Consider the following 26,652-nt stretch of genomic DNA (forward strand, 5'->3'; position numbering starts at 1 on the left):
TTTAAAATTGAGGAACCGCGGCTTGAAAAAGCGTCTGTTCGTAACGGGTCTGAGTGGATTCGTAGGACAACACATCCAATCTCGACTGAAGGCTGATGTCTCGGAATGGGAGCTGCTGCCTGCCCCGTCCCGGTACGATCTCGCACAGCCAGAAAGCCTTGAAGGTCTGTGGCCGGAGATGCCCGACGCGGTCATTCACCTGGCCGGCCAGACCTTCGTTCCCGAAGCCTTCCGTGATCCGGCGCGTACGCTGAATATCAACCTGCTGGGCACCCTCAACCTGCTTCAAGCCCTAAAGGCCCGCGGCTTCAACGGCACCTTCCTGTACGTCAGCTCCGGTGACGTCTATGGCCAGGTCAACGAGACCGATCTGCCCATCACCGAATTCCAGCCACCCTGCCCGCGCAATCCTTATGCCGTGAGCAAACTGTCGGCGGAGTTCCTGAGCCTGCAATGGGGCCTGAGCGAGGGTTGGCCGGTATTGGTCGCGCGCCCGTTCAACCATATCGGCACCGGGCAGAAAGACAGCTTCGTCATCGCCAGCGCTGCACGGCAAATCAGCCGAATCAAGCAAGGCCTGCAAGCACCACACCTGGAAGTCGGTGACATCGATGTCACCCGCGACTTCCTTGATGTGGGTGATGTGGTGTCGGCCTACCTGGCGTTGCTGGAAACAGGCGCGCCGGGGCAGGTCTACAACATTTGCTCGGGGCGCGAGCAGAGTATTCGCAGTTTGATTGAACAGCTGGGGGACCTCGCCCAGGTCGATATGCAACTGATTCAGGATCCGGCGCGTTTTCGTCGCGCGGATCAGCGTCGCGTTTGTGGCAGCCACGCCAAGCTTGCCCAGACCATAGGATGGACGCCTGAAATCACAACACAACAATCCCTGCGGGCGATCCTGTCCGACTGGGAGAAGCGAGTACAACAAGAATGACCAAAAGTGCACTGATCACAGGAATTACCGGCCAGGACGGCGCGTATCTGGCCAAACTCTTGCTCGACAAGGGTTACAAGGTTCACGGCCTGGTGGCGCGGCGCAGCAGCGACTCACGTTGGCGACTGCGCGAGACGGGGATCGAGGGCGATATCGTCTATCTGGATGGCGACATGGCCGATGCCTGTTCGGTGCAGCGCGCGGTGATCAAGTCGGCGCCGGACGAGGTCTATAACCTGGCCGCGCAAAGCTTTGTCGCTGCCTCCTGGGATCAACCGGTGGCCACCGGCATCGTCGACGGCCTGGGCGTGACCCATCTGCTCGAAGCGATCCGCCAGTTCAGTCCGCACACCCGCTTCTATCAAGCGTCCACCAGCGAAATGTTCGGCTTGATTCAAGCCGAACAGCAGGACGAAAACACGCCGTTTTACCCGCGCAGCCCGTACGGCGTGGCCAAGCTCTACGGCCACTGGATCACCGTGAACTACCGCGAAAGCTTCAACCTGCACGCCAGCAGCGGGATCCTGTTCAACCACGAATCACCGTTGCGCGGCATTGAGTTCGTGACCCGTAAAGTCACCGACGCCGCCGCTCGCATCAAACTGGGCAAACAGCAGGAGCTGCGCCTGGGCAACATCGACGCGAAACGTGACTGGGGGTTCGCTGGCGACTATGTCGAAGCCATGTGGCTGATGCTGCAACAAGACAAGCCTGACGATTACGTGGTCGCCACCGGCGTGACCACCACCGTGCGCGAAATGTGCCGCATCGCTTTCGATCACATCGGCCTCAATTACCGCGACTTTGTGAAAATCGACCCGGCATTTTTCCGCCCGGCCGAGGTAGAGGTGCTGCTTGGTAACCCGGCCAAGGCCAAGCGCGTTCTGGGTTGGAAGCCAAAAACCGATCTGGACACCTTGATCCGCATGATGATGGATGCGGACATGAAACGCGTGGCCAAGGAGTAGGCCATGCTGATTCCCGTGATTCTCTCCGGCGGTGCCGGGACCCGTTTGTGGCCTGTGTCCCGTGAAGGCCATCCCAAGCCGTTCATGACCCTGCCCGACGGTCAGTCGCTGCTGAGTAAAACTTATCGGCGTGCGGCCGGTTTGCTCGATGGCTGGGGCGATATCGTCACGGTGACGAATCGCGACTATTACTTCCAGAGCAAGGATCACTATCAGGATGCGCGCCTGGAGCGTCATCGCGGGCATTTCCTGCTCGAGCCGATGGGCCGCAATACAGCCCCGGCCATCGCGGCAGCGGCCCTTTCGCTACAAACCCTGCACGGCGACGAAGCGATCATGGTGGTGATGCCCGCCGACCATCTGATCCTCCACGAAGACGCGTTGAAAAGCGCGGTCGAGCACGCCGTGGCGCTGGCCAAGGCCGGTCATCTGGTGACCTTCGGCGTCGTGCCAACGGCCCCGGAAACCGGCTTTGGCTACATCGAAACCGGTGCGCCGCTGGACGACAAAGGCGCCGCCAAGGTGCAGCGCTTCGTTGAAAAACCTGATTTGCAAACCGCCACGCATTATCTGGAGAGCGGCAATTTCCTGTGGAATTCGGGAATGTTCTGCTTCTCGATCGCCACGCTGCTGGCCGAGTTGCACCTTCACGCCCCCGCACTGCTTGAACAGGCTCGGGCCTGCATGGCGGCCAGTGCGCCAGTGGAAACCGGCGGTTGCCTGCAACAGGAACTGTCGCCCACGCACTTCGCCGAAATCACCGACATCTCCATCGACTACGCCTTGATGGAACGCTCCGACAAAGTGGTCGTGGTGCCAGCCTCTTTCGACTGGAGCGACATCGGTTCCTGGGGCGCCGTGGCGGCGCTGGTGCCGGCCGATGCACAGAACAATCGCGCCAGCGGCGACGCGATCTTCATCGACAGCCACAACAACTTCATCCAGAGCGAAGACCGGTTGGTAGCCGCAGTGGGTGTGGATAACCTGATCATCATCGACACCGCCGACGCGGTGCTGGTGGCCCACGCCGACCGCGCCCAGGATGTGCGCCGGGTAGCCCGGCAGCTCAAGGACAAAAAACACGAAGCCTATCGCCTGCACCGCACAGTCAGCCGACCTTGGGGCACTTACACCGTGCTCGAGGAAGGTCCGCGGTTCAAGATCAAACGTATCGTGGTCAAACCCGGTGCCAAGTTGTCGTTGCAGATGCACCACCACCGCAACGAACACTGGGTGGTAGTCGAAGGCATGGCTAAGGTCACCAACAACGGTTCCGGGTCACACCTGGTGGCCAAGAACGAGTCGACGTTCATTGCCGCCGGGCACCGGCACCGTCTGGAAAACCCCGGCGTGATCGACCTGGTGATCATCGAAGTGCAAAGCGGTGAATACCTGGGGGAGGACGATATCGTTCGCTTCGAAGACCAATACGGCAGGACGGTTTGAATGTTGCTTTCCCTGTATCGCTCGCTGTGGGGCTATCGAGGTTTCATCCTCGGTAGCGTCAAGCGAGAGTTTCAAGCGCGTTATCGCAATTCGCTGTTCGGTGCCCTGTGGACCGTGCTCAATCCGCTGTCGATGATCATCGTCTACACGGTGATTTTTTCCCACATCATGCGCGCACGTTTGCCGGGTGTGGATGACGGCATGGCCTACAGCATCTATCTATGCGCGGGGTTGCTGACCTGGGGGCTGTTCTCGGAAATCACCCTGCGCAGCCAGAACATGTTTCTGGAAAACGCCAACCTGCTGAAGAAAATCAGCTTCCCGAGAATCTGCCTGCCGGTGATCGTACTGTTCAACGCCGGCATCAACTTCGCAATCATCATCGGGCTATTCCTGGGCTTTCTGCTGATCACCGGGCGCCTGCCGGGCATGGCCCTGCTGGCGTTGCTGCCGCTGATGGCGCTGCAGGTGATGTTCTGCGCCGGGCTGGGAATGATCCTCGGTGTGCTGAACGTGTTCTTTCGCGATGTCGGGCAACTCTTCGGCATCTGCCTGCAATTCTGGTTCTGGCTCACGCCGATCGTGTACCCGATGAGCATCCTGCCCGAGTGGGTGCAACGGCTGTTGCAACTCAATCCCATGACCAACCTGATCGGCAGCTACCAGAACCTGTTCCTCTACGGTCAATGGCCGGTCTGGAGTTCGCTGCTGCCGATCTTCGTGATCGGTCTGTTGTTCTGCGTGATCGGGCTGCGACTGTTTCGTCAGCGGGTCGGCGAAATGGTGGATGAACTCTGATGGGACACATACGCGTGACCGGCCTGGGCAAGGCCTACAAGCAATACGCCACGCGCTGGAGCCGACTGGCCGAGTGGCTGATCCCGTTTTCGGCAATCCGTCATCGCCAGCACTGGGTGCTGCAAGACGTGGCATTCGAGATTGCTCCCGGTGAAGCGGTGGGCATCGTCGGGGTCAACGGTGCGGGCAAAAGCACCTTGCTGAAGATGATCACCGGCACCACCCAACCCACCTGTGGGCAAATCCAGCTCGAAGGCCGCGTCGCCGCCCTGCTGGAACTGGGCATGGGTTTTCACCCGGAATTCACCGGCCGGCAAAACGCGGTCATGGCCGGGCAATTACTAGGCATGCAGGTCGAAGAAATCGAAGCCCTGATGCCACAGATCGAGCATTTCGCGGAAATCGGCGAAGCCATCGACCACCCGGTGCGCACCTACTCCAGCGGCATGCAGATGCGCCTGGCGTTCAGCGTGGCCACCGCCCGCCGCCCGGACATCCTGATCGTCGACGAAGCGCTGTCGGTGGGCGACGCCTACTTCCAGCACAAGAGCTTTGAACGCATCCGCAGCTTCCGCAAGGCCGGCACCACATTGCTGATCGTGTCCCACGACCGCTCGGCGATTCAGTCTATCTGCGACTCGGCGATCCTCCTGGAAAATGGCCGCATGGCCATGCATGGCAAACCCGAAGCCGTCATGGACTACTACAACGCCCTGCTCGCCGAGCGCGAAGGCCAGACGGTGCGTCAGGAAATGCTCGCGGACGGCCAGGTGCAAACCGTTTCCGGCACCGGTGAAGCCGGGATCCTCAGCGTGCGCATGCTCGATGAACGCGAACGCGCCATCGATGCGGCCGAAGTCGGCCAACCAGTGGTGCTTGAGGTGCAAGTCGAAGTGCACCAGGACATCGAACGCCTGGTGCTGGGTTTCATGATCAAGGATCGCCTGGGCCAGGCCATGTACGGCATAAACACCCATCGTCAGGACCTCGCCCTCACCGACCTGCAGGCCGGCGAGCGGGTGACCTACCGCTTTGCCTTCGTCATGGGCCTGGGCAAGGGCAACTATTCCGTGGCCCTGAGCCTGTCGCGGCTGGACTCGCACCTGGACCGCAATTTCGAGTGGCGCGACTACGGCCTGGTGTTCCACGTGATCAACAACCGACACGAAGACTTCGTGGGCTGCTCGTGGCTGGGGGCGAAAACCACCATTACTCGAGCGACCAAATCGATTGTCCCGGAGAACACGCCATGACCCGTCTTCTGGTGGAATGCACGTACGTGTTCCAGCACCCCAAGGTCAACTCGGGCATCCAGCGGGTGGTGCGCAACGTCATCAATCAGTTGCCTGAACGTGTCGACGGTGTCGAGTGCATTCCGGTGGTGATGCTCAAGGGCAAGCTCTACCGGGTGTTGAGTCTGGCGCCTTTGGACACGCCGCTTTTCAATGGGCTGATGGCGTTCGGTGGGCGTCTGGAGCGTTTGGCCCATCGTTTCTGGCAACTGCACCAGCGCCTCGACAAACGCTGCACATCGCGATGGACCCGGCGCGCGCTGTACGCGGCTTACCGCCTCACGGCGCTGGCGGGTTTCAGCGTACCGTTGCGTGTGATTGACCGGATCAACCAATATCACCTGCCCAAACGTTGCTCGCCGCTGCAGCATCAACCGGGCGATCAGCTCGTGTTGCTGGATTCGTCCTGGCACGCCGATTTCTTCCCGTTGGCCGAACAACTCAAACGCGAAGGCGTGGGCATTGTCTCGGTGATCTACGACTTGATTCCCCTGACCCACCCGCAGTTCTACGACACGCGACTGGTGCAGATTTTCAACGAGTGGTTCGACTGGATCGCCAAAACCGCCGACGGCTATGTGGCGATTTCCGCTACGGTGCGCGATCAGGTGCGCGAAGAATTGCATCGTCGCGTCGGTCCTGCCAACGCCGAGACCTTGTGGTTCGACTATTTCCACCTGGGTTCCGAGCTGGACCTGCACGAAGAAACCGCCACCGTCGAAACGCGTTTGACACGGCTGTTCGATACCCCGGAACCGGTGTTCCTGATGGTCAGCACCATCGAGCCGCGCAAGAACCATGACTACTTGCTGGACGCCTTTGAACTCGCCTGGGCCGCAGGCTCGAAAGCCCGGTTGTGCATCGCCGGGCGCATTGGCTGGAAGTGCGATGCCCTGCTCGCCCGGGTGCGCAATCACCCGCAGTTGAATTCGCGATTGTTCATGTTTAACGACCTGAGCGACACCAGCCTCGAACACGCCTATTCCCACGCCAGTGCGCTGGTGTTTCCATCCTATGTCGAAGGCTTCGGCCTGCCACTGGTGGAGGCCATGCAGCGTGGCTTGCCTGCCATGGGCAGTGACATCCCGGTTTTCCGTGAAATAGGCGGCGAGTTCATGGCGTACTTCGACCTGGCCGAACCACAAAGCCTGGCCGATCTGGTTGCTCGATTCGAGAGCAGCCAACAATTCCCGGCCGTCCGCAATGTGGCGGACTGGCGCTGGATCGGCTGGCGTGAAGCCAGTGCGCAACTGGTTGAACGAACCCTGCGCAACCTTGTGGAAACACCCGTGGTAGAGAGGCAACATGCGAATTGCCCTTAACGCCCGAATCCTCCAGGCTCCGCGCACCGGCATTGGCCATTACGTCGCCGAACTGGTGAATGCCCTGGCCGGTGAGCCGGATGTTGAATTGTCGTTGTTCCATGGCTGGGGCTGGAGCTCTTCGCTACCCGATGCAGCCATGCCGGGCTACTCGCGACTGACGCCATTGTTGCGGCAGATACCAGGGGCGTATCAGGCTCGGCGCTGGCTGACGCAGAAACGCTTTGATCAAGGCCGCGCCCAGGCGATCGACCTTTATCACGAACCCAGTCTGTGGCCATTGTCGTTCGACGGCCCGACGGTCATCACCCTGCATGATCTGACGCACTTGCACTATCCCGAGACGCAACCGCCGGCGCGCCTGCGAGAAATCGAGCGGCGACTGGCCGATGGCGTGCAACAGGCGCAGCTGATTCTCACCGACTCGCAGTACATCGCCGACGAAGCTCAGGCCTATTTTTCCCTGCCGGCCGAGCGTTTTGTGGTCGCACCGTTGGGCGTGGCTGCACGTTTCCATCCACGCGAACCCGAGGCCATCGATGCGGTGCTCAAGGCTCACGGGGTCGAGATGCGGGAATACTTCCTTTGCGTCGGCACCCTGGAACCACGCAAGAACCTGAACCTGGCCCTGCGCGCCCATGCCCGACTACCGGAAGCGCTGCGTCAGCGTTTTCCGCTATTGATCGTCGGCATGGCCGGCTGGCAGCGCGAACAGTTCAGCGATGAACTGCGCCAGGCATTGGCCAATGGTCATGTGTGTTTGCTCGGCTATCTGCCCGACGAGCAAGTCGCGCAGCTGTTGGCGGGCGCCCGGGCGCTGATTTTCCCGTCGCTCTATGAAGGCTTCGGCCTGCCGGTGCTGGAGGCCATGGCCAGCGGCACGCCGGTCATCCTGACCCGACGTTCGGCCATGCCCGAAGTCGCAGGCGTTGCAGGCAACTATATTGAACCTGACGATCCAGACGGCCTGCGCGATGCCATGCGCCGACTGATCGACGATCAAACACATTGGCAGGGATGCTCGGACGCCGGATTGCAGCAGGCAAGGATTTTTTCCTGGGGGCGTTGCGCGAAGGTCACGGCCCGCGCCTACCGCCAGGCTATGGGAGGTTGAATGCGAGTTCTTCATTTTTTCAAGACGTACCTGCCTGACTCCGTCGGCGGGATCGAACAAGTGATCTTCCAGTTGTGCGAAAGCGGCGCCCAGCACGGTATTGAAGGCCGGGTGCTAACCCTCAGTGCCGACCCGACACCGCCAGTGGTACAACTTGGGCAACACGAAGTGCATCGGGCCAAACTCGACATTCAGTTCGCTTCCACAGGCTTTTCTTACAGCGTCTTCAAGCAATTTCGCGAAATGGCTGCTGAAGCGGACGTGGTCAATTACCACTTCCCGTGGCCGTTCATGGACCTGGTGCATTTTTTCAGCGGCATGAACAAACCCAGTGTGGTGACCTACCACTCGGACATCATTCGCCAGAAGCACCTACTCAAACTTTACCGGCCACTGATGAACCGCTTCCTCGCCAGCGCCGACCGGATCGTCGCCGCCTCCCCCAACTATCTGCACACCAGTGATGTGTTGCAGCAATTTCAGGACAAGACCCGCGTCATTCCCTATGGTCTGAACAAGGCCGGTTATCCACAGGCTGATAACGAACGCATGGAACATTGGCGGCAAAAGCTTGGGGATAAGTTTTTCCTGTTTGTGGGCGTGATGCGTTATTACAAAGGCCTGCACATTTTGCTCGACGCCTTGAAAGACGTGGATTACCCGGTGGTAATCGTTGGCGCCGGGCCGCTGGAAGCCGAACTGCACGCCCAGGCTGCGGCGTTGGGTTTGCGCAATATTCACTTTCTTGGGCGTCTGGGGGACGAAGACAAAGTCGCTCTGCTGCAATTGAGTTACGCGATCGTATTTCCGTCGCACCTGCGCTCCGAAGCGTTCGGCATCTCGCTGCTCGAAGGCGCTATGTACGGCAAACCGATGATCTCCAGCGAAATCGGCACCGGCACCAGCTACATCAATATCCATAACGAAACCGGGCTGGTGGTTCCGCCAAGTCATCCACAAGCGTTCCGTGAAGCCATGCGTACGCTGTGGGAGAACCCGATGCTTGCAGCCGAAATGGGCGTGAAGGCAGAGGCCCGTTATTGGCAGTTGTTCACGGCGGAAGAAATGGGTCGCAAGTGGACGCAGTTGTACGAAGAACTACTGGAAGAAAAATCCCTGTCCTACGCATGACTGCTTTTTGTGGGAGCGGGCTTGCCCGCGATGGCTGAGTCTCAGTCAACATCAATGTTGAATGTTAATCCGTCATCGCGGGCAAGCCCGGCTCCCACAGGGATCAGCTGTGCGGTGCAGGTTTGGGTACGCCCACGTTATCCAGCATCCGGTTCACCGCCAGTTCGGCCAACATGACGATCTGTTGAATCGCCATCGCCGTGTGCCGGTGCGGCCCTTCCAGATACCCCGCAAAATCACTCGCCATCACACTGGCCTGGGCCAACGATTCACAGGTGTGAGCCAACAGGTCTTCATCTTTGATATCCGGCGCAATCATATACATCGTGCTCGGCTTGCGGGCCACGGGGGATTTGAGGGCGGATGGGTTGAGGTAGTGATCGAGCGCGCGGTCAGCGGCTTCGTGGAGCTTTTTTGAATTGAGGGATTCGTAGGGGGAAACGTCGTCCGCTTCAGGCGGATTTGGTGTCGGCTTAAACATGGCAAAGATCCTTAAAGAGATGGAGCTGCCATTTTTCGTTTTCCAGACGAAAAGGGTGGCAGCTGTACGCGGACTGGAAAAACCGGTTAAGGATCAAACCCGGCAGACCCGAAGGTCTCCCACGCACAGCCGCCATAACTGCGGTGCTGCAAAATGCGCCGCATTATGTCATCTGCTGTGATCCTATACTTCGGGTTTTCCAGACCCGGTCGCTGAATTGCCAGCGACCCCCAAAGCCTATCCACTCCACTTCCCACCCGACAACCGTCAAAACCTGTCGGAAACCTCCCCCTAAAATCATCGTCTGTAGGACGGCCTGAAGATCAAAAGATCGCAGCCTTCGGCAGCTCCTACCCAGGATTTGTTTACACCCTGTAGGAGCTTCCGAAGGATGCGATCCTTTTCTAAAGGTCGAGCACCGAAGGCTCTGAAGCCTGGGCTTGCAGACGAGCATTCGCCTGCGCCCAGGTGCCGGTCAGCAAACTGGTGGGTGACACGCCGCCAAAGCGCCAACGCAAGGCCAGCGCCGCGGGCCGACGCACTACCCGCTCCACCTCGAATGTCCAGAGCCGCTCGGCCCCTTGAAAGGCTTCGACCTGCGGACCTTCGAGAATGACTTGGGTGCGACCGCTGAGGTGCAGCAAGTCACCCGAATCGAAATCGATGAATAGCAAACCGGCTCGAGGATTGGTCAGCAGGTTGCCCAAGGTATTGAAGAACAGGTTGCCGGCAAAGTCCGGGATGGTCAGGCGATTGCCCTCAACCTGGATGAAACCCGCCTGGCCACCCCGATGAGAAACGTCCACCGAGCGTTGGCCATCGACGTCCACATAACTGGCGACAAAGAAGGTATCGGCGCCGGCGATCATGGCTTTGGCCGCGTCATCCAGCCCATTGAGGTGCTGCGCGATACGGGTCGCCGGATCCGCCAAGGGTACCGAGCGAAACTGGCGCAATTGAATGTACTTCGGGCAATTGCCGAAAGACTGCTCCACCTTCACCTCGAAACCGTTCGCCGTTACAGCGCCGATTCGACCATTGAGACGGTTGCGACGTCGGGTGTGCAGCTCGATACCGAGCAGACCGATCGCCGCCCCGTCTTGCAATTGCGCAGGGTCGTCGCGGCCAGGCAGGCTGCCGAACTGCAGCAGCGTAGGCTCTGGAGAATGGGCAAAACCCGGCGCCCCTTCAAGAATGCTGGCCCAAGGATTGCCGTCAGCATCCACCGCGCCGTACAGCATGAACGGCAGTTGCTGATAGAACATGCGGTGCTGATCCGGCATCTCGCTGCGAATCACCCTACGACCTAATTCGTCCATTCGCTCGGCGACACCCACGCGAGCCTGCAACTGTTTCTCGCCTGCGTGCCAAGGTGAACGTTCCATAACGGCTTCTCCCCTGCGCTCTCGCGCAATAAGAACGGCCCGACCGAGTCGGGTCGTGAACTTCAGGCAGTTTTTGCAAACCGGCGACGGTGCGCGGCATGCCGACAAACCCTGGCAAAGCTTCAATCCGCGCCAGCCACGCGCGGATGTTGGCGTAGTCGTCCAGCGACACATTGCCTTCGGGTGCATGGGCGATGTAGCTGTACGCGGCGATGTCGGCGATGGTCGGCTCGCTACCGGCCAGATAGGCCGTTGCGCCCAATTCCTGATCGATGACTTTGAGCCATGTATGGGAATAAGCGATCACCTCTTGCGCATTGAAAGACGCACCAAACACAGTGATCAGCCTTGCCCTGGCAGGGCCAAAGGCAATCGGCCCGGCGGCGACCGACAACCAGCGCTGAACCTTGGCCGCACCGACCGGGTCGGTTGGCAGCCAGTGACCGTTGCCGTATTTCAGCGCAAGGTAGACCAGAATTGCGTTGGAATCGGCCAGCACCACGCCTTGATCATCAATCACCGGAACCTGACCAAACGGGTTGAGTGCCCGGAAGTCCGGTTGCTTGTGCGCGCCCTTGGCCAAATCGACGAAGATCAGCTCGGTCGGCAGTTGCAACAGCGACAGCATCAGCTCCACACGATGAGCGTGGCCAGAGAGGGGAAAGCTGTAGAGTTTGATGGCTTGCATGGTGACTCCGCTGAGTGGTGACGCCGTTCAGAAAAGATCAGCGCCGATGGGGGCTATCTTCCACTCGCCATCAAAACAACAGAATAACCAGCAAACGCAATCCATTATTTCATCCGGTGCAATAACCCTTCATCCGTGCAGGGCCGGGTGTTCGCGCAACACCTTCACCGTGAAGTCGACAAAACTACGGACCCGCACTGGGGCCTTGCGCCCACCCTGATAGACCACATGAATGGGCAATGGCGGCAGTTCGAAGTCGGCCAGCACGATTTCCAGCTCACCGGCGGCGACCTTGCTCGCCACTTGATACGACAGGACCCGGGTCAGCCCCAGCCCCATGGCGGCGGCAGTGATAGCCGCCTGATTGGCGGTGACCACAAGACGCGGTTCCGGACGAACGCTGATCGGCTCGCCCCCATCAAGGAACGGCCAACTTCTGTGCTGCCCAATGGACGAAGTAGCAATGATCGGGGCTGCGCTCAAATCTGCAGGATGCCGGGGCCGACCATGGTCGGTCAGGAATCCAGGGGAAGCGCAGATCACCCGCCGCACTTCGCCCACGCGAATTGCATGTTGATTGCTGTCAGGCAACTCACCGATGCGCACAGCCACATCGATGCCCTCCTCGACCATGCTCACCACCCGGTCGACCAGTAGAGCGTTGATGCTGACTTCGGGGAATCGAGCCAGGTAACCGACCATGACCGGCGTAACAAACAAATCACCGAACAACACCGGCGCCGTAATCGTCAGTTGCCCACGGGGTTGGGCATGGCTGCCCGCCGCAGAATCCTCGGCTTCCTGCACCTCGGTGAGAATTCTCCGACAATCTTCCAGATAGCGTTGACCCGCCTCGCTCAAATGCACGCTGCGGGTGGTACGCGTCAGCAATTGGGTGCCGATGCGTTTCTCCAACGCCGCCACGGCGCGGGTGACGCTGGCCGCCGACATCCCCAAACGCCGCGCCGCCGCCGAGAAGCCTTGCTCCTGGGCGACGGTGGCGAAGACCTGCATTTCCTGGAAGCGATCCATCGGGCATGTCCTTTATTCAGATAAAAAAAATCGCAACCATAGGCTGCGATTTTTATTGTTGATTTTAGAGAATTAAAACTGTCGCGGGAGCATCACGGTTTTCGCGGCCTGCAGCCTCGTTGAGAGGAATCGCAAAACTGTCGCGACCACCTAAAATGCCGATCCGGACGGATACGATAGAGAATTAAAACTGTCTCAGCCAGTAACGACGCGGCTTTCACGTAGTTTTAACAGCCGCCGGGCCAAGAGTCATCGACGAGGAAAGCGCTGAGGCAGAGAGTTGAACCTGCACATTGACGATGAGGACAGACTACCCCTGCTTGAAAATCCCACCCTAGGGCCTCATTTTGTGAATGAACCAAAGCAGTGGAGATTTTCAAGATGTTAGATTGGTTGAAGCAGCTTCATCCCAGCGAAGTGAAAGCAATCGTTGATAAATTGAATGCCAACGGTCGAGTGACCGATGCTTGTGGAACAGGCATCGGCTCAAAAGTTGTCGAGCGTTGGACGCATGAATGCACCGAATTCCTACAGGAAAACGGCTATGAAGGCGGGAGTCTGACGATCACCACTGAAAAGGCCGATGATAAAAGCATTTTGTACATCCTCCAGTCCTGAAGGCCTCCCTAGAAGCAGAATAGCAACCGACTCGATCAGCCCGACCACCCTTTGGCCGATAACCTGGATGGTCTGAGTTAACTCCAAAATAGTCTCGCATCGTGGCGGACCGACCACGATGGGACATTGCACATCACTCTGTGAGCAGCGAACTTGCTCGCAATAAGGCTAACGCGGCGCCCCTGAAGTCCGTAATGGCCGTATCTCTGGCAGGCGTCCAAAGTTATATGCATCCCAGTGGGACCAACTTCAGGCATGGATAGCGATCATCCACGACCCTCCACTGTGGGTCGATTGCAGCCGATACGGTATGGGTGCATTCGAACCAAGTCGTCATTCGCAGCAGGCAGCTAATGGCCGTAGATACCCCCATCGGGCAGTTCTTATCTAGACATCTGCCTATCTGAAAAATGCCGCTTGACCCTGGGCTACTTGCGGGCAGGAACCTCTTCAAAACCAGCGGCAATCAGATTCGGGCGAAGTGCTTTCAAGCAAGTATGTGGCACGGCCAGCCAGAAAAGGTTCCGCGCTCTGGTCACAGCGACATAGCCGATGCGACCTTCCTCGGTAAGGGTGCCGGCAAGCAAGGCGTCAACGTTCGGCTTTTTGGTTACGTACAGAACCGCACCGATAGACTCGCCCTTCACCTGGTGGATGGTTTCCACTCTAATCCCGGGGCCCCGATCTTTCTCCTCTACCGCACCAGTTAGGGGAAGATCCAACAACCCGGTTTTAGCCAGCTTGTTGCCCAGCCTGTCTGCGGCCTTCAACCCAAATTGCCCTTCGGTGGTCGAGAGAAGCTTTTTGAGATTGGTCACTAATTGGGGATGCCACTCGGTTTTAGCCAAAAGCGTAGATGAAGGTAGCCCGGCCTCAGCGTCGCGGATGAACCCCCAGAGCAGTCGTCTAAGCCCAAGCATCCATGCATCCTGCGGGGCACCCTGAAGGTGGGTGCTGAGGCCATGCGTTGGCTTATCCATCAAACCCACCACCGCTCGGCACACAAGCTTGAAGCAGTCTTGATAGCGGCCTTGCTGGTCTCGGACCAATGCTGCTTCGGTGAAAAGAGCGACCGTACCTTGACCTGGGGGGAGCAGCTTTGCCGGATAGCACTGCCGCCCGTTCAGTCCCCCGGCTGAGTATCACCGCATCTTGATATTGCATGCCCAAGTCATCAATTTGCGCTTTGAACGATTCAAAAAGCTTAGGAAGCTCGGAGTCCTTGTACCCGACGAAATATGCCCCTCCGTTTTCAGGCTCCCGATCGGCTTCATCCTCGCGGCCACAGAGCGAATTGGCGATGCTGATGATTGGAGGCAGTGAGCGGTAATTGCGCGTGAGCTTGAAATCCTTCACCCCAGCACGGTTGTAATAAGTGCTCAGAAACGAACCGTCAGCTCCTGCGAAGCCGTAAATGCCTTGGTTCACGTCACCAATGAGCGAGACATGGACTCCAGCCTTGATGAGCAATTCCAAGATAGCCTGATGCAAGGTGCCCAGGTCCTGGGACTCATCGACCAAAAGCTGCGGATAGCGCGCGCAAGATTGCAGGTTGCCCCACCAACGTTCGGTACACCCAGTACCGACCAAGCTCGTGCGTGTAGGCTCCAATGCGACCCAGGCGTTTGCGCGCCAATGTCGAGAACGTGCTGGACAAGCGTTACTGGAGTTCCGCCGGCGCTTCCGATGACAGCGAACCGGGGTTGACGCTGTCGACACCTCGGACTTATCTGCTGTCGGCGACTGTGGACTTCTGAGCAAGCAAGTTACATCGGCAATTGAATCAGGGCGGTGTGACACCGCCCTGATTGCTTTACACGCGTTACCGATCAAGCGTCGGGGATGCTTTGCAGGTCGCGGATCATCTGCTCGATGACCTGTCCTGCGTGTTCGCCATAGCCATCGGCGTCCATGTCGATCCGCCCTGAAATATGCTCGTTATGCTCATCCAGAGTGATCTCGAAAGCGACCCGGCAGGTATCGTTCGGCAATAGCTGCAGGCTCATCCACTGGTTGTCACCCAGGTCGATGCGACTGCCTTCGCTGCGTGAGTTCCAGGCGTTGAACAACTGGGGAAACGGCAGTTCGAAGCCGGCGGTACGCGTAGACATGCCTTCGGGATACAACGCTGCCGGTTCGATGTGCTGCCGCGTCGCGGCATTGATCACCGCTCGCTGCACCCGCTTGACCACTGTTGCCAGCGGTTCGTCGGGTTCATGCCGGGTACTGACCGGGATGGTATTGGACAACGGCCCCACCACAGTCTGAGCGGCAGCATCCGGGCGATTGGCGAAGGGCACTCCCGTCACCACGGTCGCGACCCCACTGACGGCACTGATTGCCCGTTGATAGATGGCCAGCAGCAGCGCAAACGGCGTCACGCGCAAGGTTTTGGCATAGTCCAACACCCGGCTGCGGGCAACGGGGGCGGTGAACTTCAGACTCTGCATGCGCCCCTTGCCGCTTGTGTTTTTGCTGCGCACTGCATCAAGTCCGTAGGGGCCTGTTCCCGGGTAGATCTCCAGCTGCTGCGCTGTGCTCACGGGCTGCTCCGGCAGGTGCAGCCCCTGGCAATAGTCGTTCCATTCCGTGCAGGAAACCGGGGGCAGGCACCGGTAATACCGGGTGATGTCGTCGATCAACAGATCAATCGACGCGCCATCGCAGGTATAGATCCAGAAACCGATCCAGACATGCAGACCAGCCGCGTCGACCGCCGAGGCGATGCGCAGCCCGGGTTCGCCGGCGTGCCGGGCGCGATAGGCGAGGAAGTCCTGATCGCTGAGCGTGGCCTGCACCTGGCCCAATTGCTCACGCAACGCCTGACGCAATGCCTGCTCAGTGGGGGCTCGGCCGATCAGGTGTTCCTGTTCCAGTTCGAACCGGGCCGCGAGGATTGGATGTCGCGCCAGGGTCTGGGCCACGGCATCGAATACTTGTGCCTGGTCACACTCTGCGCTGAAGTCCAGACGCAGGGCGCCGCAATAGGCGCGCCCTGTCTGGTCAAGCATCGCCCCGGTCCATTTTTCCCGCAGTCCCGCGACGCTGGACAGCGTCGTGAGGGGGCCCTTGAAGGGCGGGATCAGGTAGTTCTGATGCATGACGGTTTCCTAAGGCTGGGGGCTCGACGGGGCTGGCTCGAGCGCCAGGGCATTGCGTCCGGCCCATATCAGCAAGGCGCCCCCGAGCATGGCCAGCGCCGACACGGCGAAGGCGGCCACGAAACCGTTCGCGGCGATGGTCGGCACGCCACTGTTGTCAGAGACCGCCAGCGCCACGGCTGCCAGCAGGGTGACCCCGAAAACCTGGAACAGTTGCTGAAGGGTGGTGGTGATGCCCGACCCTGCACCGGCGTCGGCCTCGCTAAGGTCGCTGGTGGCCAACGACTGGGCGACCGGGGCGACACAGCCGAAGCCGATGGAGGTCACCAGCATCGCCGGAAGCATTCCCAGCCAGTAGCTGTGCAGGGGCACGCCGAAGGCAAACAAGGCGAAACCCAGAGCCGAAATTGCCAGGCCGACCACGGCGGCGGCCTGCGGATTCCAGCGCTGCATGACGAACTGCGAAAGGAAGATCCCAGGGAAGAAACCCAGGCAGAAGGGCAGCCACGCCAGGCCCGTCTGCATCGGCGTCAGGCCGAGATAGTCTTGCAGCAACAGCACGCCCAGATAGAACAGGGCGCCGGAGGTCGCTGCGAGAATAGCGACGATGGCGTAACCAGCCATGCGCGGAGAGCGCGTCATCAGGCGTGCCGGAATAATGCCGTTTTCCGAACGCTTGCAACGACGCAGTACCACCGCGATGCCCAAAACGCCCAGCAGCAGAAGCGCCATGCGCTGGCCAGGAAGATGCTCAATGCCAGAACCCATCACGGCCATGACGGTCGCGGCGACGGCCACGACCAGGATCAGCGCGTTGCCCAGATCCAGAGAGGTGGAACTGCGGTGGCTGAACTTGGGAATCATGACGGCGGCAGCCACGATCAGGAGCATGACAATCGGTACGTTGATCCCGAAGACCCAGCGCCACGAGAGATAGTGCGTCAGTACACCGGAGAGCAATACGCCGATGATCGAGCCCAGGCCGCCCAGTGCTGCCCAGATGCCAAACGCCTTGCCGCGTTCGGGGCCGGAAGGAAACAGCAGTGACACCATTGCCAGTCCGGTGGCTGACGCCAGGGCTTCACCGAGCCCCTGACCGGCACGGCTGATGATCAGCACGGTGGCGTCTTGGGCGAAGGTTGCCAGTAAGGAAAATCCGCCAAAAATCACTACGCCGACCTGAAAGGTGCGGCGCACCCCGAAGGCATCGCCGATCCGTCCGCCCAGCAGCAACAGCGAACCTGCGGTAATGAGGTAGGCATTGACGACCCAGGTCAGGGATCCGTCCGTGAGTCCCAGGTCGTGTTTGATCCGTGGCAGGGCGACGTTCACCACGGTGGCATCCAGCAGCAGAATCAACTGGATGATCGAGATGACAGCGAGTGCCTGCCATCGTTTTTCGTGCAGCGTTGTGTTGGTTGGTGTGTGCATCATGTTTATCCAATCCTTAGATTTAAAGAGGTATCGACCGGCTTCCGGTCGGCACCCAGGGCTTTCTTCTTGAGCGATCAGCCCATGGCGTGGACGTTGGCCAACGCCAATGAGTTACGGATCATTTTGATCCCGTGGGCGGTGCCGACGCTCTCGGGGTGAAACTGCACGCTTTCGATCGGCCGGGTACGGTGCCGCGCCGCCATGTTGACGCCATCGTCCGAGTACGCCGTGGCCACCAATGGGCTTGATGTTTGCGGCTCGGTGATGGCCAGCGAGTGGTAACGCACCACAGTGACGGCCGACGGTACATCCTGGAAAACGCCGCGGCCGTCATGATGCACCTGGGCGTATTTGCCATGCTGGGTGGTCGGTGCACGGCTGAGCTTCCAGCCGAAATGTTCGCCCAGTGCCTGATGCCCCAGGCAGACACCGAAAATGGCCTGCTGCTCATCCATCGCGCGAATGATCTGCGGGTAGCCATGATCTTCGGGAGTGCCCGGCCCTGGACCCAGAACCAACAACTGCGGTTGCCACTGTCGGTATTGGGCGATCGGATCATCGTTGACGCGAACGACCCGGGTTTCTGCACCCACGGCCGAGTAATACTGCTCGATGACATACACAAAGCTGTCGAAGGCGTCGATCAACATCACTTTCATGCGCAGGCTCCCATCGCTCGGGAAAACGACTTGATCTTCGCTCCCGCTTCATTCCATTCATCCTCGGCCTCGGAGTCAGCGACGACTCCCGCCGCCGACTGCAACACATAGCGTCCGGCGTTGCCGACAATGGTGCGGATCGTCAGTGCCAGCACCGCGCTGTTGCGCCCGGTGATATAGCCGACACAACCGGTGTACAGCCCGCGTGCGGTGCCTTCCAGCTCGGCGATGATTTCCATTGCGCGGACCTTGGGTGCGCCGGTCATGGTTCCCGCCGGGAAATTGGCCACGATCAGATCCCAGACATCGCATTGCTCGCGTACCCTGGTTTCCACAGTGGACACCAGGTGCAGCAAGGACCCGTAAGTGTCCTGCTGCATGAACGAACTCACCTGGACGCCCCCGGGAACCGCGCACCGGGCCAGGTCGTTGCGCGCCAGATCGACGAGCATCAAGTGCTCGGCGGCTTCCTTGGGAATCTTGTCCAGCGGACTGCCGCGCTGATCCTCCCGGCTCATGGTGCCGGCGATGGGCCGGACCTGGGCCACGCCGTCCTGCAGGCGGATCATCAGTTCAGGACTGGATGACACGACATGCAGGTCGGCAAGGTCGAGGTAGTACATGTAGGGCGCCGGATTGACCGTTGCCAGACGCTCGTAAAGATCGACCGGAGCAATCGTCGCGCTGGACACGGCACGCCGGCACAACTGCACCTGATAGATCTCACCGGCGCGGATGTACTCCTTGGCCCTTAAAACGGCGGCACAGAAGTCCTCGCGATCAGTGACGTCCTCGATCACCGCGACTTCAGTGCCGAGTCTTGCAACAGGTGCCGTCACCGGCGGATTGCGCAGCACGGCGAGCAGGGCATCCAGTTGCGCTGCCGCGTTGTCGCCGGCATTTAGTACGTCGATCCGCGCCGGACCTTCGGGAGCTTCGTAGCGGACGACATGCCGATAGACCCGCACCACCACCTCCGGGACATCTGGCTCGATGGCAATCTCCGGCAGGTTTTCGACAAACCGCGCGGCGCTGTAGCCCAGCGCCAGCACCAGCGGAAAGCCCTCCGGCAGGGCCAGCGTCTGGGTGACGCGTCGCAGGCGTTCGCACAGGCTCACCTGCGAATTGTTCAGCAACTGCTCGCACGCGGCCAGGGCCCACTGGAACGGCGCACCGGTCGACAAGTGCCAGGTGTCGTTGACCAGTTTCAACTCCAACAACAGGTCGATCATGAAGGTGGTCTGGTTGCCGTCGACCGGCAGAAAACCCGCACCGGTCTCGAACAATGCCGGGCACGGATACAGCCCCAGCAGGCCTCGCCGCACCTGGGCGAGCGGCGCCGCATCGCTGATTTCGTGGTGCTCCACGCTCCACAGGGGGATGGGTTGTAATGAGCTCACAGGGCGGGCTCCCGTTGATCGCGGATACGTGCGTGCTTCCAGGAAATGTAGGCACCGGTCTCGGTCCTCGGGTCCAGGTTCTGTGCCAGTTGCAATTGGACCGAGGTGCCGAAATGGCCGGCCATCTGCTCCTGTACCTCGGCCAGCGAACGCTCACCGATCCCTGCCACCATCGACACCTCGACATGGTCGCTGCCGTCGCTGGCGGAACAGATCCTGACCTCGTAGCCGGAGACCCACTCGGCCGCCGTCAGCACCGCCGACTCGATCAGAGCCGGGAGTACCTGGCGACCGGCCAGGGTCATCACATCACTCACCCGGCCAAAGACCCGCAGGCAACGCGAACGATTGCCGCATCCGCATTCTTCGGCAGAATGCAGGCGCGCCAGGTCGCCGGTGCGGTAGCGGATCAGCGGTTTGGCGCCGGGTACGAGCATCGTCAGGCACAGCTCGCCGATATCGCCGTCCATCCCGGGCACCGGAAGAATCTCCGCCAGATAGTTGGTCTCGGAAAAGTGCAGGTTGCCGTTCGGGCAACCGGTGGCCACCGCGTGGGCTTCCTGAGAGCCATACAGGCCGTGGGTGCAATGCGCATCCCAGACCCGGGCAATATTGCTCAGCATCTGCGGCGTGCACAGTTCGCCCAACACCATGATCTGCCCAACTGCTGTCGCGCGCGGATCGATCCCCTGACTCACATAGAGGCGGGCCAGGGCCAGCGCGACGGCGGGTGAGCAGATCAGCGAGCGGACACCGAGGTCGTTGATCAACTGGGCGGCTTTGACCAGGCCGACCCGAGGGCTTTCCGGCCATAGCCGTACGTAAGGAATGCCCAGATTGCGGCAGACCTCGCCATAGGTATCGCCGAACGCGTAGAGCTCCGACGGCCCCATGATCGCGGTGAGGGCATGAGTGGTGCCGAAGGTCGACTGATACAGGTCGGCAACAGCCTTCTGCACATAGGCGCCGCTGGTTTCGACATCGATCGCCGCGCGCGGGCAGGGGGTTGGCAGCCCGGTGGTCCCGGTGGTCTCGTAGTACACCGCGATCTGGTCGAACGGCAGGCTGCAGACCGAGCGGCCCACGGCGCGCAGGTCGTCCTTAGTGGTGAACGGTACGCCGTCCAGCGCCGGCAAGGCGCTCGGACTGCCCGCTTGCGAGCGCAGGTGATCGGCATAGAACGCCGAGCGTTGCGCGACATAGCGCAAGACTTCCCCGGCCCGTTGCTGCCCGTTGGCCTGCAGCGTCTGCGGCGTCGTGCGTCCATCCAGGTAGGCGTCCACATCATCCAGCCATTGCTGGTGCAGGTTGTCTCTGATCATGACTGGGTCTCCGCGTTCAGGCACTTGGCGAACTCACCGATGGTCTCGGTGAGCATGAGGTCCTCCAGCTCAATGGGCTGTGACAACCTGGAGCCAAGTTCGACCTTGATCTTCATTGCCGACAGCGAGTCGCCGCCCATGTCGAAGAAGTTGTCGTCGGGCAGTACTGGCTGTCCGAGATGCTGGCTGATCACACCAATCACGATGCGCAGGGTGGATTGCGAAGCCTTGCCATTGGGTTCTTTCATGTCATTCCTCATGGTTTCTCGCAGGGCCAGCACATCCACCTTGCCGTTCTTCGACAGGGGCAAGCGGGGCAACGACTGGACAGTTTTCGGCACCATGTACGCGGGCAGCCGTTGGCTCAAGGTCAACGTGATTGCAGGCGCCAGTCCGGGCTCGCCGACATACACCAGGGCAATCTGTTTGGGATGCCCGTCGGGCCCCGGCAGTGCTATCGCACAGGCCCGCGAGACGCCGGCGCAGGACTCGGCGACGCCCTCGATTTCTCCCAGCTCGATGCGCAGACCATTGAGCTTGATCTGGTTGTCGATACGTCCGAGGATCTCGATTTCGCCGTTAGGCAGGTAACGCCCAAGGTCGCCGGTGCGGTACATGCGCCGCCCGCTGCGCGGGTGCTGGACAAAGGCCTTGCCGGTCAGTTCCGGCTGGCCGATGTAGCCACAGGCCAGGGAAACATCGCTCTCCACCAGCATTTCCCCGGGCACCCAATCCGGGCAATCGGTCCAGTCGTCGGCCACGATGTGGTAGGCAGAGTTACGCATGGGCGCGCCGTAGATCACCGAACGCACTCGCTGGCCTTCTTGTTCGTCGATCTCGTGCAGCACCGACCAGTTGGTGGTCTCGGTGGGACCTCCGCAGGAATACAATCGCGCGTTCGGATACAGCGCCCTGGCGCGTGGCAACAGTGGCAGTGGAATCCAGTCGCCCGCCATGACGATGTTGGCCAGCGAATCCACCGCGCAGAAACTCCGTGCAGTTTCCGCAACACTGCACAGCAGGTCCATGATCGCCGGAACACAGGCCCAGAAGGTCACGCCGTGACGCCGCTGGAGTCGTAGCCAGGCATCGGGGTCCGGGCCCGCCGCCTGAGCTGGCACCACCACCGAGCCGCCGTGCAGCAGGGGGCCGAAGATATCGAAGACCGACATGTCGAAATGCAGGGCGGCAGTGGCCAGATGGCGAGTGGAGGCATCCAGGCCAAAGCGCTCGACGACGTCATAAACGTGGTTGACTACTGCGGCCTCCGGGATCTCGACACCCTTGGGATTACCGGTAGAGCCGGAGGTGAAGATCACATACGGCGAGTAGTCCGCAGCCAGAGGTGCGAGAGTCAGCTCCGTGTGCTCGGTAGTCCAGTAATGCAGGTCCTCATCGGTCAGTACCAGCCGCTGGATCTGCTCCGGCAACGGGGTATCGATACCGGCGATAACCGTGTGCACTCCGGCCTGCGACAGCACTGAACGAATACGCTCGGACGGCAGATCGATATCCACCGGCACATAACCGACCCCGGCCAGCAGGCAGCCATAGACAGCCGCGTAGTGGCCGCTGCCCTTGGGCAGGACGATGCCGACAAAACGTTCATCAGGGTTACGGGTGTGTTGGATCATCTTGCTGATCCGTGCTGCGGCCCGGCCGATTTCACCCCAGCTGTAGCTGCGCCGGGTATCGATCACTGCGGTTTCCCCGGCGCGCTCGGCAATCCGTGCCAGTAGCAGGTCACGCAAGTGAACCTGCGGCACGGGGGCCTGAGTCGCGTTTACGGCGCGGCGTACGTCAATCTGCGCGGCGGGGCGCAGGTCAAGCCAGGTGCGTTGCCAGATCTCGCTGTCGTCGGCCAGTTGCTGCAGCAATGTGCTGAATGCGCCGAACATCGACTCCACGACTTCGGGACGAATGACCCCGGTGAGGTAATCCCATTTGAAGTACAACGTGCCTTCGGATTCGCGCAGTTGCACATCGAGGGTGACTTGCGGTGTCTGCGAGACGCCGTAAACCTCTGGCCCAAGCAGCGCCGCATCATGGCGTCCTGGGTGCCCGAGCAGGCTGGTGAGGACGATCGGCATCAGTGGCGCGCCGCCACTGCGCCGGACCCGGGCCAGCTCGCGCAGCACCTCGACACCGTTGAACAGGCGATGATCCAGTGCCTGCCATATGGCGCCCTGCAGTTGCTGGCCACGAACCTCGAGGGTGTCGGCGGCCGCGGTTTCATAGGGCACCAGCAAGGTGTTGGTGAAGTCACCGACAACCTGGTCGATATCGGCAGTGACGGGCATCCGGTCGGAGACCGGGAAGTTCAGGGTGAAGCGGTCTTCTTCGCCCCAGCAGCGCAACACTTCGCACAAGGCCAGCGCGACCACGCCGGACGGAGAGATGTTGCGCGCCTGCGCCCGGGCCTGCAGTCGCTCCCAGGCATCGACGGCGAGGGTGCCTTCGTGTCGCTCGAAGTGCGACGTGCCGCTGAACTCTCCAGGCTCCAGTTGAGGCAGGCGCGGGGCTGCCGGCAGGTGATTGATCTTCTCCAGCCAGTATTCGCGGTCGGCCTGGTACTGGGCGCTCTTGAGCACTTTTTGCCGATAGGCGACGTAGTCATGGAAGCTGGTCTGCAGCACCGGCAGTTGTGGATCATCTTCCAGATACAGATCGATCAGGTCGGGAATGATCACCTGGAAAATCGACCAGGCGTCGGCGATCAACATGTCGATGCACAGATGCACCCGGCTGGCGCTGGCACTGATGCGACTGATGCGGAACTGGAACAGCGGCCATTGCGTGGTGCCGATTTCTTCGTTGGCCATGCGGTCGCGAACCGCATCGATCTCGCGCTCGATCTGCGCGCCGTCCAGAGCACTGAGATCGACATATTTCACCGCTTGCGTGCCGTCGACGTCGCCAATGCTCTGGCGGCCGCTGGCATCGATGGTCATGCGCAGCATTGGATGGCGTTGCACTAGCAACCCCACGGCACGGGTGAAACGCTCGCTATCGAGGGCTTGCACTTCCCACTCGAAATACCCCTGGCAGCCGACGCCGCCGTAGTCGTAGAACGAACCACGACCGATCCACAGCGCCTGCTGGCTTTCGTTGAGCTCGAACGGCAGCCATTGCTGCTCTGCCGGTAAGTGCTCGAACGTCGGCAACTGAGTGTTGTGCGAGGCATTGGCCAGGAGCACCAGATTCGCCAGAACCGGCTCCTCGAGGAACGCCCCCATTTGCACATGAATGCCATGCTTGCAGGCCAGTTCGCCGACCATGCGCAAGGCGCGCAGGGAATCGCCACCGGCGTCGAAGAAGCTCGCCTCCAGCATGGCTTCGTCACAGAGCGTCCAGGCCAGCCAGCAGTCACGTACCGCGTGGTCTGCCGGGCTCTGCGGGACAAAAACGGTCTGGTTCGCATCGCGCTCGATCGGGCTGACCTGCAACGCGCTGTAGTCCACCTTGCCATTGCGCCCGAGGGGCAGGGCGCCGGTCACGATCTGGCCGGGTTGGGCGGCCGGGTGCAAGCGCGCGGCCAAGTGCTGGCGAACCCGGGCGACCACTTCTTTGGCACCGGGAGCCAGCTCCAGGAACAATGCCAGCGTCGCGCCGAGGTCATTGCTCAAGCAATTGGCCGCGGCCTTCACCACGCCCGGAACTTGCAGCGCGGTGATCTCCAGTTCAGTCAGGTCGACCCGATGGCCGCGGATCTTGACCACGGAGTCGGTACGGCCAAAGATTTCCACGGTGCCATCGGCCGCCATGCGCGCTCGGTCGCCGGTGCTGTATTGCAAGGCCGACGTGGCGTCCAGAGTGTTGCCACGAAAGGCTTTCCTGGTGTCCTCGGGATTGACATAGCCCACCGACAGCGTTTCGCCGGTGATGATCAACTCACCGACACAACGGGCCGGCAGTTGTTGGCCATTGCGGTCGACCACGTACATCCGGGCGCCAGGAATCGCGCGGCCTACCGAGGGCAGCAAGGTGCGGCGCGGGGCGCTCAGGTCTTCGATGGAGACTACGGCGGCTTCTGCGGAGCCGTAGACATTGATCACCCGGTAGCCGAGGTCGCTCGGCGGCCATTGCTTGCAGCGTTCACCGGCGATCAGCATGGTGCGCAGACCGGTTCGGGTGCTCGTGGCCCACAATGCTTCGGCAATGGAAGTCATGGCCAGTGTGTGGTTCATGTCGCCTTCAAGCAGCCAGCGTGCCAGCAGGTTGACGTCCTGCAGCACCTGGGGCGCAGGGATGCATACCGTGCCGCCGGCACACAGAACCGGCAGCGGGTCGACTTCGACCATCCCGTAGCCGGGCGACGACAGCCATGAGCCGCGGCTATGCTCGCCAAGTCCGGCCTGCTCGATGACAGCGTCGAGGGTCGCGGCCATCCCCCGATAGGACAGGCAAACGGCTTTGGGCCGTCCGGTACTGCCGGAAGTCCCGGCGATAAAACAGGCTTCATTGGTGCTGTCGACCCACTTGCCGTGCTCCCAATCGACGAGGGTAGGACGGACCTGCACCTTATCGATATCCAGCAGCTGAAAGGTCAGCAGCTCGCGCGCGCGTTCGGTGGTGCTGCCGGCGGTCAACACCGCATGCGGACTGCACTCTTCGATGAAGGCACGGATGCGTTCATCAGGATGCGCCGGGTCGATCAGCACGCAGGTACCGCCCATGCGTTGCACGGCGATAATCGCGGCCAGATGCTGCCAGCCGCGTTCCAGGAACAACGCCAGGCGCGGACTCGAACGGCGGGAGGTGACGCGCTCGCGTATGTGCTGGACCAATGCCTCGGAGGCGTTCCAGAGTTCGGCGTAAGTCAGGGTGCGATCGCTGTTGTCATCGACGATTGCCGCAGCCGAGGGTTTGCTCTGCACATGCCGGTAAATGCGCTCCACGAGAAACTGGCGCTCGACGGCTTCGGCCGGGGCCGGGCAGCCCGGTTGGAGCGCGGGCGCCGGCAGGGCCTTGGAATCAAGCACACGGGCGCAGGCGAAGGCCACCAACTCCAGCAATTCCAGGCTTACCGCCGGGGTCATGTAATCGCTGCGTACCGACAGTTGGCAGCGGCCCTCGTGCACCAACAGCCAGACCGGTGTTTGCGCCGCTGGCAGGTGCTTGCCATCGCTGATCTCGATATCGGCCCGCAATTGCGGCTCGCCATGGGACGCTTCGGCACTGTTGCGCAATTGCGAGATGTAGTCGCGAGCGTCTTCTGCAAGGTTCAATGTCATGCAATCGACGCTGAGCAGTGACGGCTTGGCGTCATCATGGATTGCCAACGTCAGCCGGCCTTCCGGACTGAGCAGGTAGCCCAGAACCGCGGCGACCGTGACCAGGTCATTCATGGTGGCCGTCAGGCCAGCGGGCAAGACGATCTCTTGCTGTTCTCGGGTGTTGTCCGCTGATTGCCCGGCCTGTGGCTGCGCAAACGCGTCCCACAGGCTGCGCTCACTCCCTGACAGCGATTGTGGCGCTTGGGGTACTGATGTCATGTCGTCCCTCATCTTGCTCATGCTTCCCT

At 60.7% G+C, this 26,652-nt stretch carries 20 protein-coding genes and 2 pseudogenes; 10 read left to right on the plus strand and 12 right to left on the minus strand.

Features of this window, described 5'->3' with window-relative positions; genetic code table 11:
• The first annotated feature begins 22 nt into the window (after positions 1 to 22).
• From AB4O41_RS16660 to AB4O41_RS16695, 8 genes are read left to right on the plus strand one after another with little or no spacing between them, the layout of a single operon-like run.
• A complete protein-coding gene (locus AB4O41_RS16660) occupies positions 23 to 937 on the plus strand; it encodes a GDP-mannose 4,6-dehydratase (RefSeq protein ID WP_460143987.1) in 915 nt (304 codons plus the stop codon).
• Complete coding sequence (gene gmd, locus AB4O41_RS16665; RefSeq protein WP_460143988.1) at positions 934 to 1,905, plus strand: GDP-mannose 4,6-dehydratase; 972 nt, start codon at positions 934 to 936, stop codon at positions 1,903 to 1,905. The genes AB4O41_RS16660 and gmd overlap by 4 nt, the downstream gene beginning before the upstream one ends.
• 3 nt (positions 1,906 to 1,908) lie before the next feature.
• On the plus strand, positions 1,909 to 3,351 hold the full coding sequence (locus AB4O41_RS16670) for a mannose-1-phosphate guanylyltransferase/mannose-6-phosphate isomerase (protein ID WP_460143989.1): 1,443 nt from the start codon (positions 1,909 to 1,911) through the stop codon (positions 3,349 to 3,351).
• Complete coding sequence (locus AB4O41_RS16675; RefSeq protein WP_460143990.1) at positions 3,352 to 4,149, plus strand: ABC transporter permease; 798 nt, start codon at positions 3,352 to 3,354, stop codon at positions 4,147 to 4,149.
• On the plus strand, positions 4,149 to 5,402 hold the full coding sequence (locus AB4O41_RS16680; RefSeq protein ID WP_460143991.1) for an ABC transporter ATP-binding protein: 1,254 nt from the start codon (positions 4,149 to 4,151) through the stop codon (positions 5,400 to 5,402). The genes AB4O41_RS16675 and AB4O41_RS16680 overlap by 1 nt, the downstream gene beginning before the upstream one ends.
• On the plus strand, positions 5,399 to 6,763 hold the full coding sequence (locus tag AB4O41_RS16685; protein WP_460143992.1) for a glycosyltransferase family 4 protein: 1,365 nt from the start codon (positions 5,399 to 5,401) through the stop codon (positions 6,761 to 6,763). Before AB4O41_RS16680 ends, AB4O41_RS16685 begins: the two co-directional genes overlap by 4 nt.
• Positions 6,747 to 7,877, plus strand: a complete 1,131-nt coding sequence (locus AB4O41_RS16690) for a glycosyltransferase family 4 protein (RefSeq protein WP_460143993.1) — start codon at positions 6,747 to 6,749, stop codon at positions 7,875 to 7,877. Before AB4O41_RS16685 ends, AB4O41_RS16690 begins: the two co-directional genes overlap by 17 nt.
• A complete protein-coding gene (locus AB4O41_RS16695) occupies positions 7,878 to 9,008 on the plus strand; it encodes a glycosyltransferase family 4 protein (RefSeq protein WP_460143994.1) in 1,131 nt (376 codons plus the stop codon). It abuts the gene before it with no gap.
• A gap of 103 nt (positions 9,009 to 9,111) precedes the next feature.
• On the opposite strand, the gene AB4O41_RS16700 is transcribed toward AB4O41_RS16695, so the two are convergent.
• The 4 genes and pseudogenes from AB4O41_RS16700 to AB4O41_RS16715 all read right to left on the minus strand — a co-directional run bounded on the left by AB4O41_RS16700 (position 9,112) and on the right by AB4O41_RS16715 (position 12,594).
• Complete coding sequence (locus AB4O41_RS16700; protein WP_460143995.1) at positions 9,112 to 9,489, minus strand: DUF6124 family protein; 378 nt, start codon at positions 9,487 to 9,489, stop codon at positions 9,112 to 9,114.
• A gap of 431 nt (positions 9,490 to 9,920) precedes the next feature.
• A pseudogene (locus AB4O41_RS16705) lies at positions 9,921 to 10,874 on the minus strand (flavin-nucleotide-binding protein); the annotation flags it as partial.
• A 70-nt stretch (positions 10,875 to 10,944) separates the two neighbouring features.
• Positions 10,945 to 11,562, minus strand: a pseudogene (locus AB4O41_RS16710) (glutathione S-transferase family protein); the annotation flags it as partial.
• 129 nt (positions 11,563 to 11,691) lie between these two features.
• Positions 11,692 to 12,594 carry a LysR family transcriptional regulator gene (locus tag AB4O41_RS16715; RefSeq protein ID WP_460143996.1) on the minus strand — a complete coding sequence of 301 codons (903 nt, stop codon included), beginning with the start codon at positions 12,592 to 12,594 and terminating at the stop codon, positions 11,692 to 11,694.
• A gap of 381 nt (positions 12,595 to 12,975) precedes the next feature.
• On the opposite strand from AB4O41_RS16715, the gene AB4O41_RS16720 reads away from it, so the two are divergent.
• The gene (locus AB4O41_RS16720; RefSeq protein ID WP_460143997.1) at positions 12,976 to 13,212 is read left to right on the plus strand and encodes a hypothetical protein; all 237 of its coding nucleotides are present in this window, start codon (positions 12,976 to 12,978) and stop codon (positions 13,210 to 13,212) included.
• A gap of 428 nt (positions 13,213 to 13,640) precedes the next feature.
• Here AB4O41_RS16720 and AB4O41_RS16725 read toward each other — a convergent pair whose 3' ends face one another.
• Together AB4O41_RS16725 and AB4O41_RS16730 are read right to left on the minus strand one after the other, a co-directional pair.
• On the minus strand, positions 13,641 to 14,192 hold the full coding sequence (locus AB4O41_RS16725; protein WP_460143998.1) for a 3'-5' exonuclease: 552 nt from the start codon (positions 14,190 to 14,192) through the stop codon (positions 13,641 to 13,643).
• Positions 14,185 to 14,703, minus strand: coding sequence for a hypothetical protein (locus AB4O41_RS16730; protein ID WP_460143999.1), 519 nt, complete (start codon positions 14,701 to 14,703; stop codon positions 14,185 to 14,187). Before AB4O41_RS16730 ends, AB4O41_RS16725 begins: the two co-directional genes overlap by 8 nt.
• Before the next feature lie 119 nt (positions 14,704 to 14,822).
• Between AB4O41_RS16730 and AB4O41_RS16735 the strand changes: the two genes are divergently transcribed.
• Entirely contained in the window at positions 14,823 to 14,969 is a 147-nt protein-coding gene (locus tag AB4O41_RS16735) for a hypothetical protein (protein ID WP_248804211.1), read from the plus strand.
• Positions 14,970 to 15,041: 72 nt separating this feature from the next.
• Here the strand turns inward: AB4O41_RS16735 and AB4O41_RS16740 are convergent, their stop codons facing one another.
• The 6 genes from AB4O41_RS16740 to AB4O41_RS16765 form a co-directional block, all read right to left on the minus strand.
• A complete protein-coding gene (locus tag AB4O41_RS16740; protein WP_460144000.1) occupies positions 15,042 to 16,313 on the minus strand; it encodes a condensation domain-containing protein in 1,272 nt (423 codons plus the stop codon).
• 9 nt (positions 16,314 to 16,322) lie between these two features.
• A complete protein-coding gene (locus AB4O41_RS16745; protein WP_346609076.1) occupies positions 16,323 to 17,747 on the minus strand; it encodes an MFS transporter in 1,425 nt (474 codons plus the stop codon).
• Between the two features lie 74 nt (positions 17,748 to 17,821).
• Complete coding sequence (locus AB4O41_RS16750) at positions 17,822 to 18,406, minus strand: aminodeoxychorismate/anthranilate synthase component II (protein WP_134660331.1); 585 nt, start codon at positions 18,404 to 18,406, stop codon at positions 17,822 to 17,824.
• Positions 18,403 to 19,806, minus strand: a complete 1,404-nt coding sequence (locus tag AB4O41_RS16755) for an anthranilate synthase component I family protein (RefSeq protein ID WP_460144001.1) — start codon at positions 19,804 to 19,806, stop codon at positions 18,403 to 18,405. Before AB4O41_RS16755 ends, AB4O41_RS16750 begins: the two co-directional genes overlap by 4 nt.
• On the minus strand, positions 19,803 to 21,128 hold the full coding sequence (locus tag AB4O41_RS16760; RefSeq protein ID WP_403100006.1) for a phenylacetate--CoA ligase family protein: 1,326 nt from the start codon (positions 21,126 to 21,128) through the stop codon (positions 19,803 to 19,805). Before AB4O41_RS16760 ends, AB4O41_RS16755 begins: the two co-directional genes overlap by 4 nt.
• On the minus strand, positions 21,125 to 26,623 hold the full coding sequence (locus AB4O41_RS16765) for an amino acid adenylation domain-containing protein (protein WP_460144002.1): 5,499 nt from the start codon (positions 26,621 to 26,623) through the stop codon (positions 21,125 to 21,127). The genes AB4O41_RS16760 and AB4O41_RS16765 overlap by 4 nt, the downstream gene beginning before the upstream one ends.
• Between the last annotated feature and the right edge of the window lie 29 nt (positions 26,624 to 26,652).

This window comes from Pseudomonas sp. S2_A02 (genome assembly GCF_054668495.1).

What these genes read in the sequence shown, in the direction of transcription:
- AB4O41_RS16670 (WP_460143989.1), top strand. Translation starts at nt 1,909, where the DNA reads ATGCTGATTCCCGTGATTCTCTCCGGCGGTGCCGGGACCCGTTTGTGG.
- gmd (WP_460143988.1), top strand. Translation starts at nt 934, where the DNA reads ATGACCAAAAGTGCACTGATCACAGGAATTACCGGCCAGGACGGCGCG.
- AB4O41_RS16680 (WP_460143991.1), top strand. Translation starts at nt 4,149, where the DNA reads ATGGGACACATACGCGTGACCGGCCTGGGCAAGGCCTACAAGCAATAC.
- AB4O41_RS16715 (WP_460143996.1), bottom strand. Translation starts at nt 12,594, where the DNA reads ATGGATCGCTTCCAGGAAATGCAGGTCTTCGCCACCGTCGCCCAGGAG.
- AB4O41_RS16750 (WP_134660331.1), bottom strand. Translation starts at nt 18,406, where the DNA reads ATGAAAGTGATGTTGATCGACGCCTTCGACAGCTTTGTGTATGTCATC.
- AB4O41_RS16695 (WP_460143994.1), top strand. Translation starts at nt 7,878, where the DNA reads ATGCGAGTTCTTCATTTTTTCAAGACGTACCTGCCTGACTCCGTCGGC.
- AB4O41_RS16760 (WP_403100006.1), bottom strand. Translation starts at nt 21,128, where the DNA reads ATGATCAGAGACAACCTGCACCAGCAATGGCTGGATGATGTGGACGCC.
- AB4O41_RS16690 (WP_460143993.1), top strand. Translation starts at nt 6,747, where the DNA reads ATGCGAATTGCCCTTAACGCCCGAATCCTCCAGGCTCCGCGCACCGGC.
- AB4O41_RS16735 (WP_248804211.1), top strand. Translation starts at nt 14,823, where the DNA reads ATGCGACCCAGGCGTTTGCGCGCCAATGTCGAGAACGTGCTGGACAAG.
- AB4O41_RS16740 (WP_460144000.1), bottom strand. Translation starts at nt 16,313, where the DNA reads ATGCATCAGAACTACCTGATCCCGCCCTTCAAGGGCCCCCTCACGACG.
- AB4O41_RS16745 (WP_346609076.1), bottom strand. Translation starts at nt 17,747, where the DNA reads ATGATGCACACACCAACCAACACAACGCTGCACGAAAAACGATGGCAG.
- AB4O41_RS16675 (WP_460143990.1), top strand. Translation starts at nt 3,352, where the DNA reads ATGTTGCTTTCCCTGTATCGCTCGCTGTGGGGCTATCGAGGTTTCATC.
- AB4O41_RS16685 (WP_460143992.1), top strand. Translation starts at nt 5,399, where the DNA reads ATGACCCGTCTTCTGGTGGAATGCACGTACGTGTTCCAGCACCCCAAG.
- AB4O41_RS16765 (WP_460144002.1), bottom strand. Translation starts at nt 26,623, where the DNA reads ATGACATCAGTACCCCAAGCGCCACAATCGCTGTCAGGGAGTGAGCGC.
- AB4O41_RS16720 (WP_460143997.1), top strand. Translation starts at nt 12,976, where the DNA reads ATGTTAGATTGGTTGAAGCAGCTTCATCCCAGCGAAGTGAAAGCAATC.
- AB4O41_RS16725 (WP_460143998.1), bottom strand. Translation starts at nt 14,192, where the DNA reads ATGGATAAGCCAACGCATGGCCTCAGCACCCACCTTCAGGGTGCCCCG.
- AB4O41_RS16700 (WP_460143995.1), bottom strand. Translation starts at nt 9,489, where the DNA reads ATGTTTAAGCCGACACCAAATCCGCCTGAAGCGGACGACGTTTCCCCC.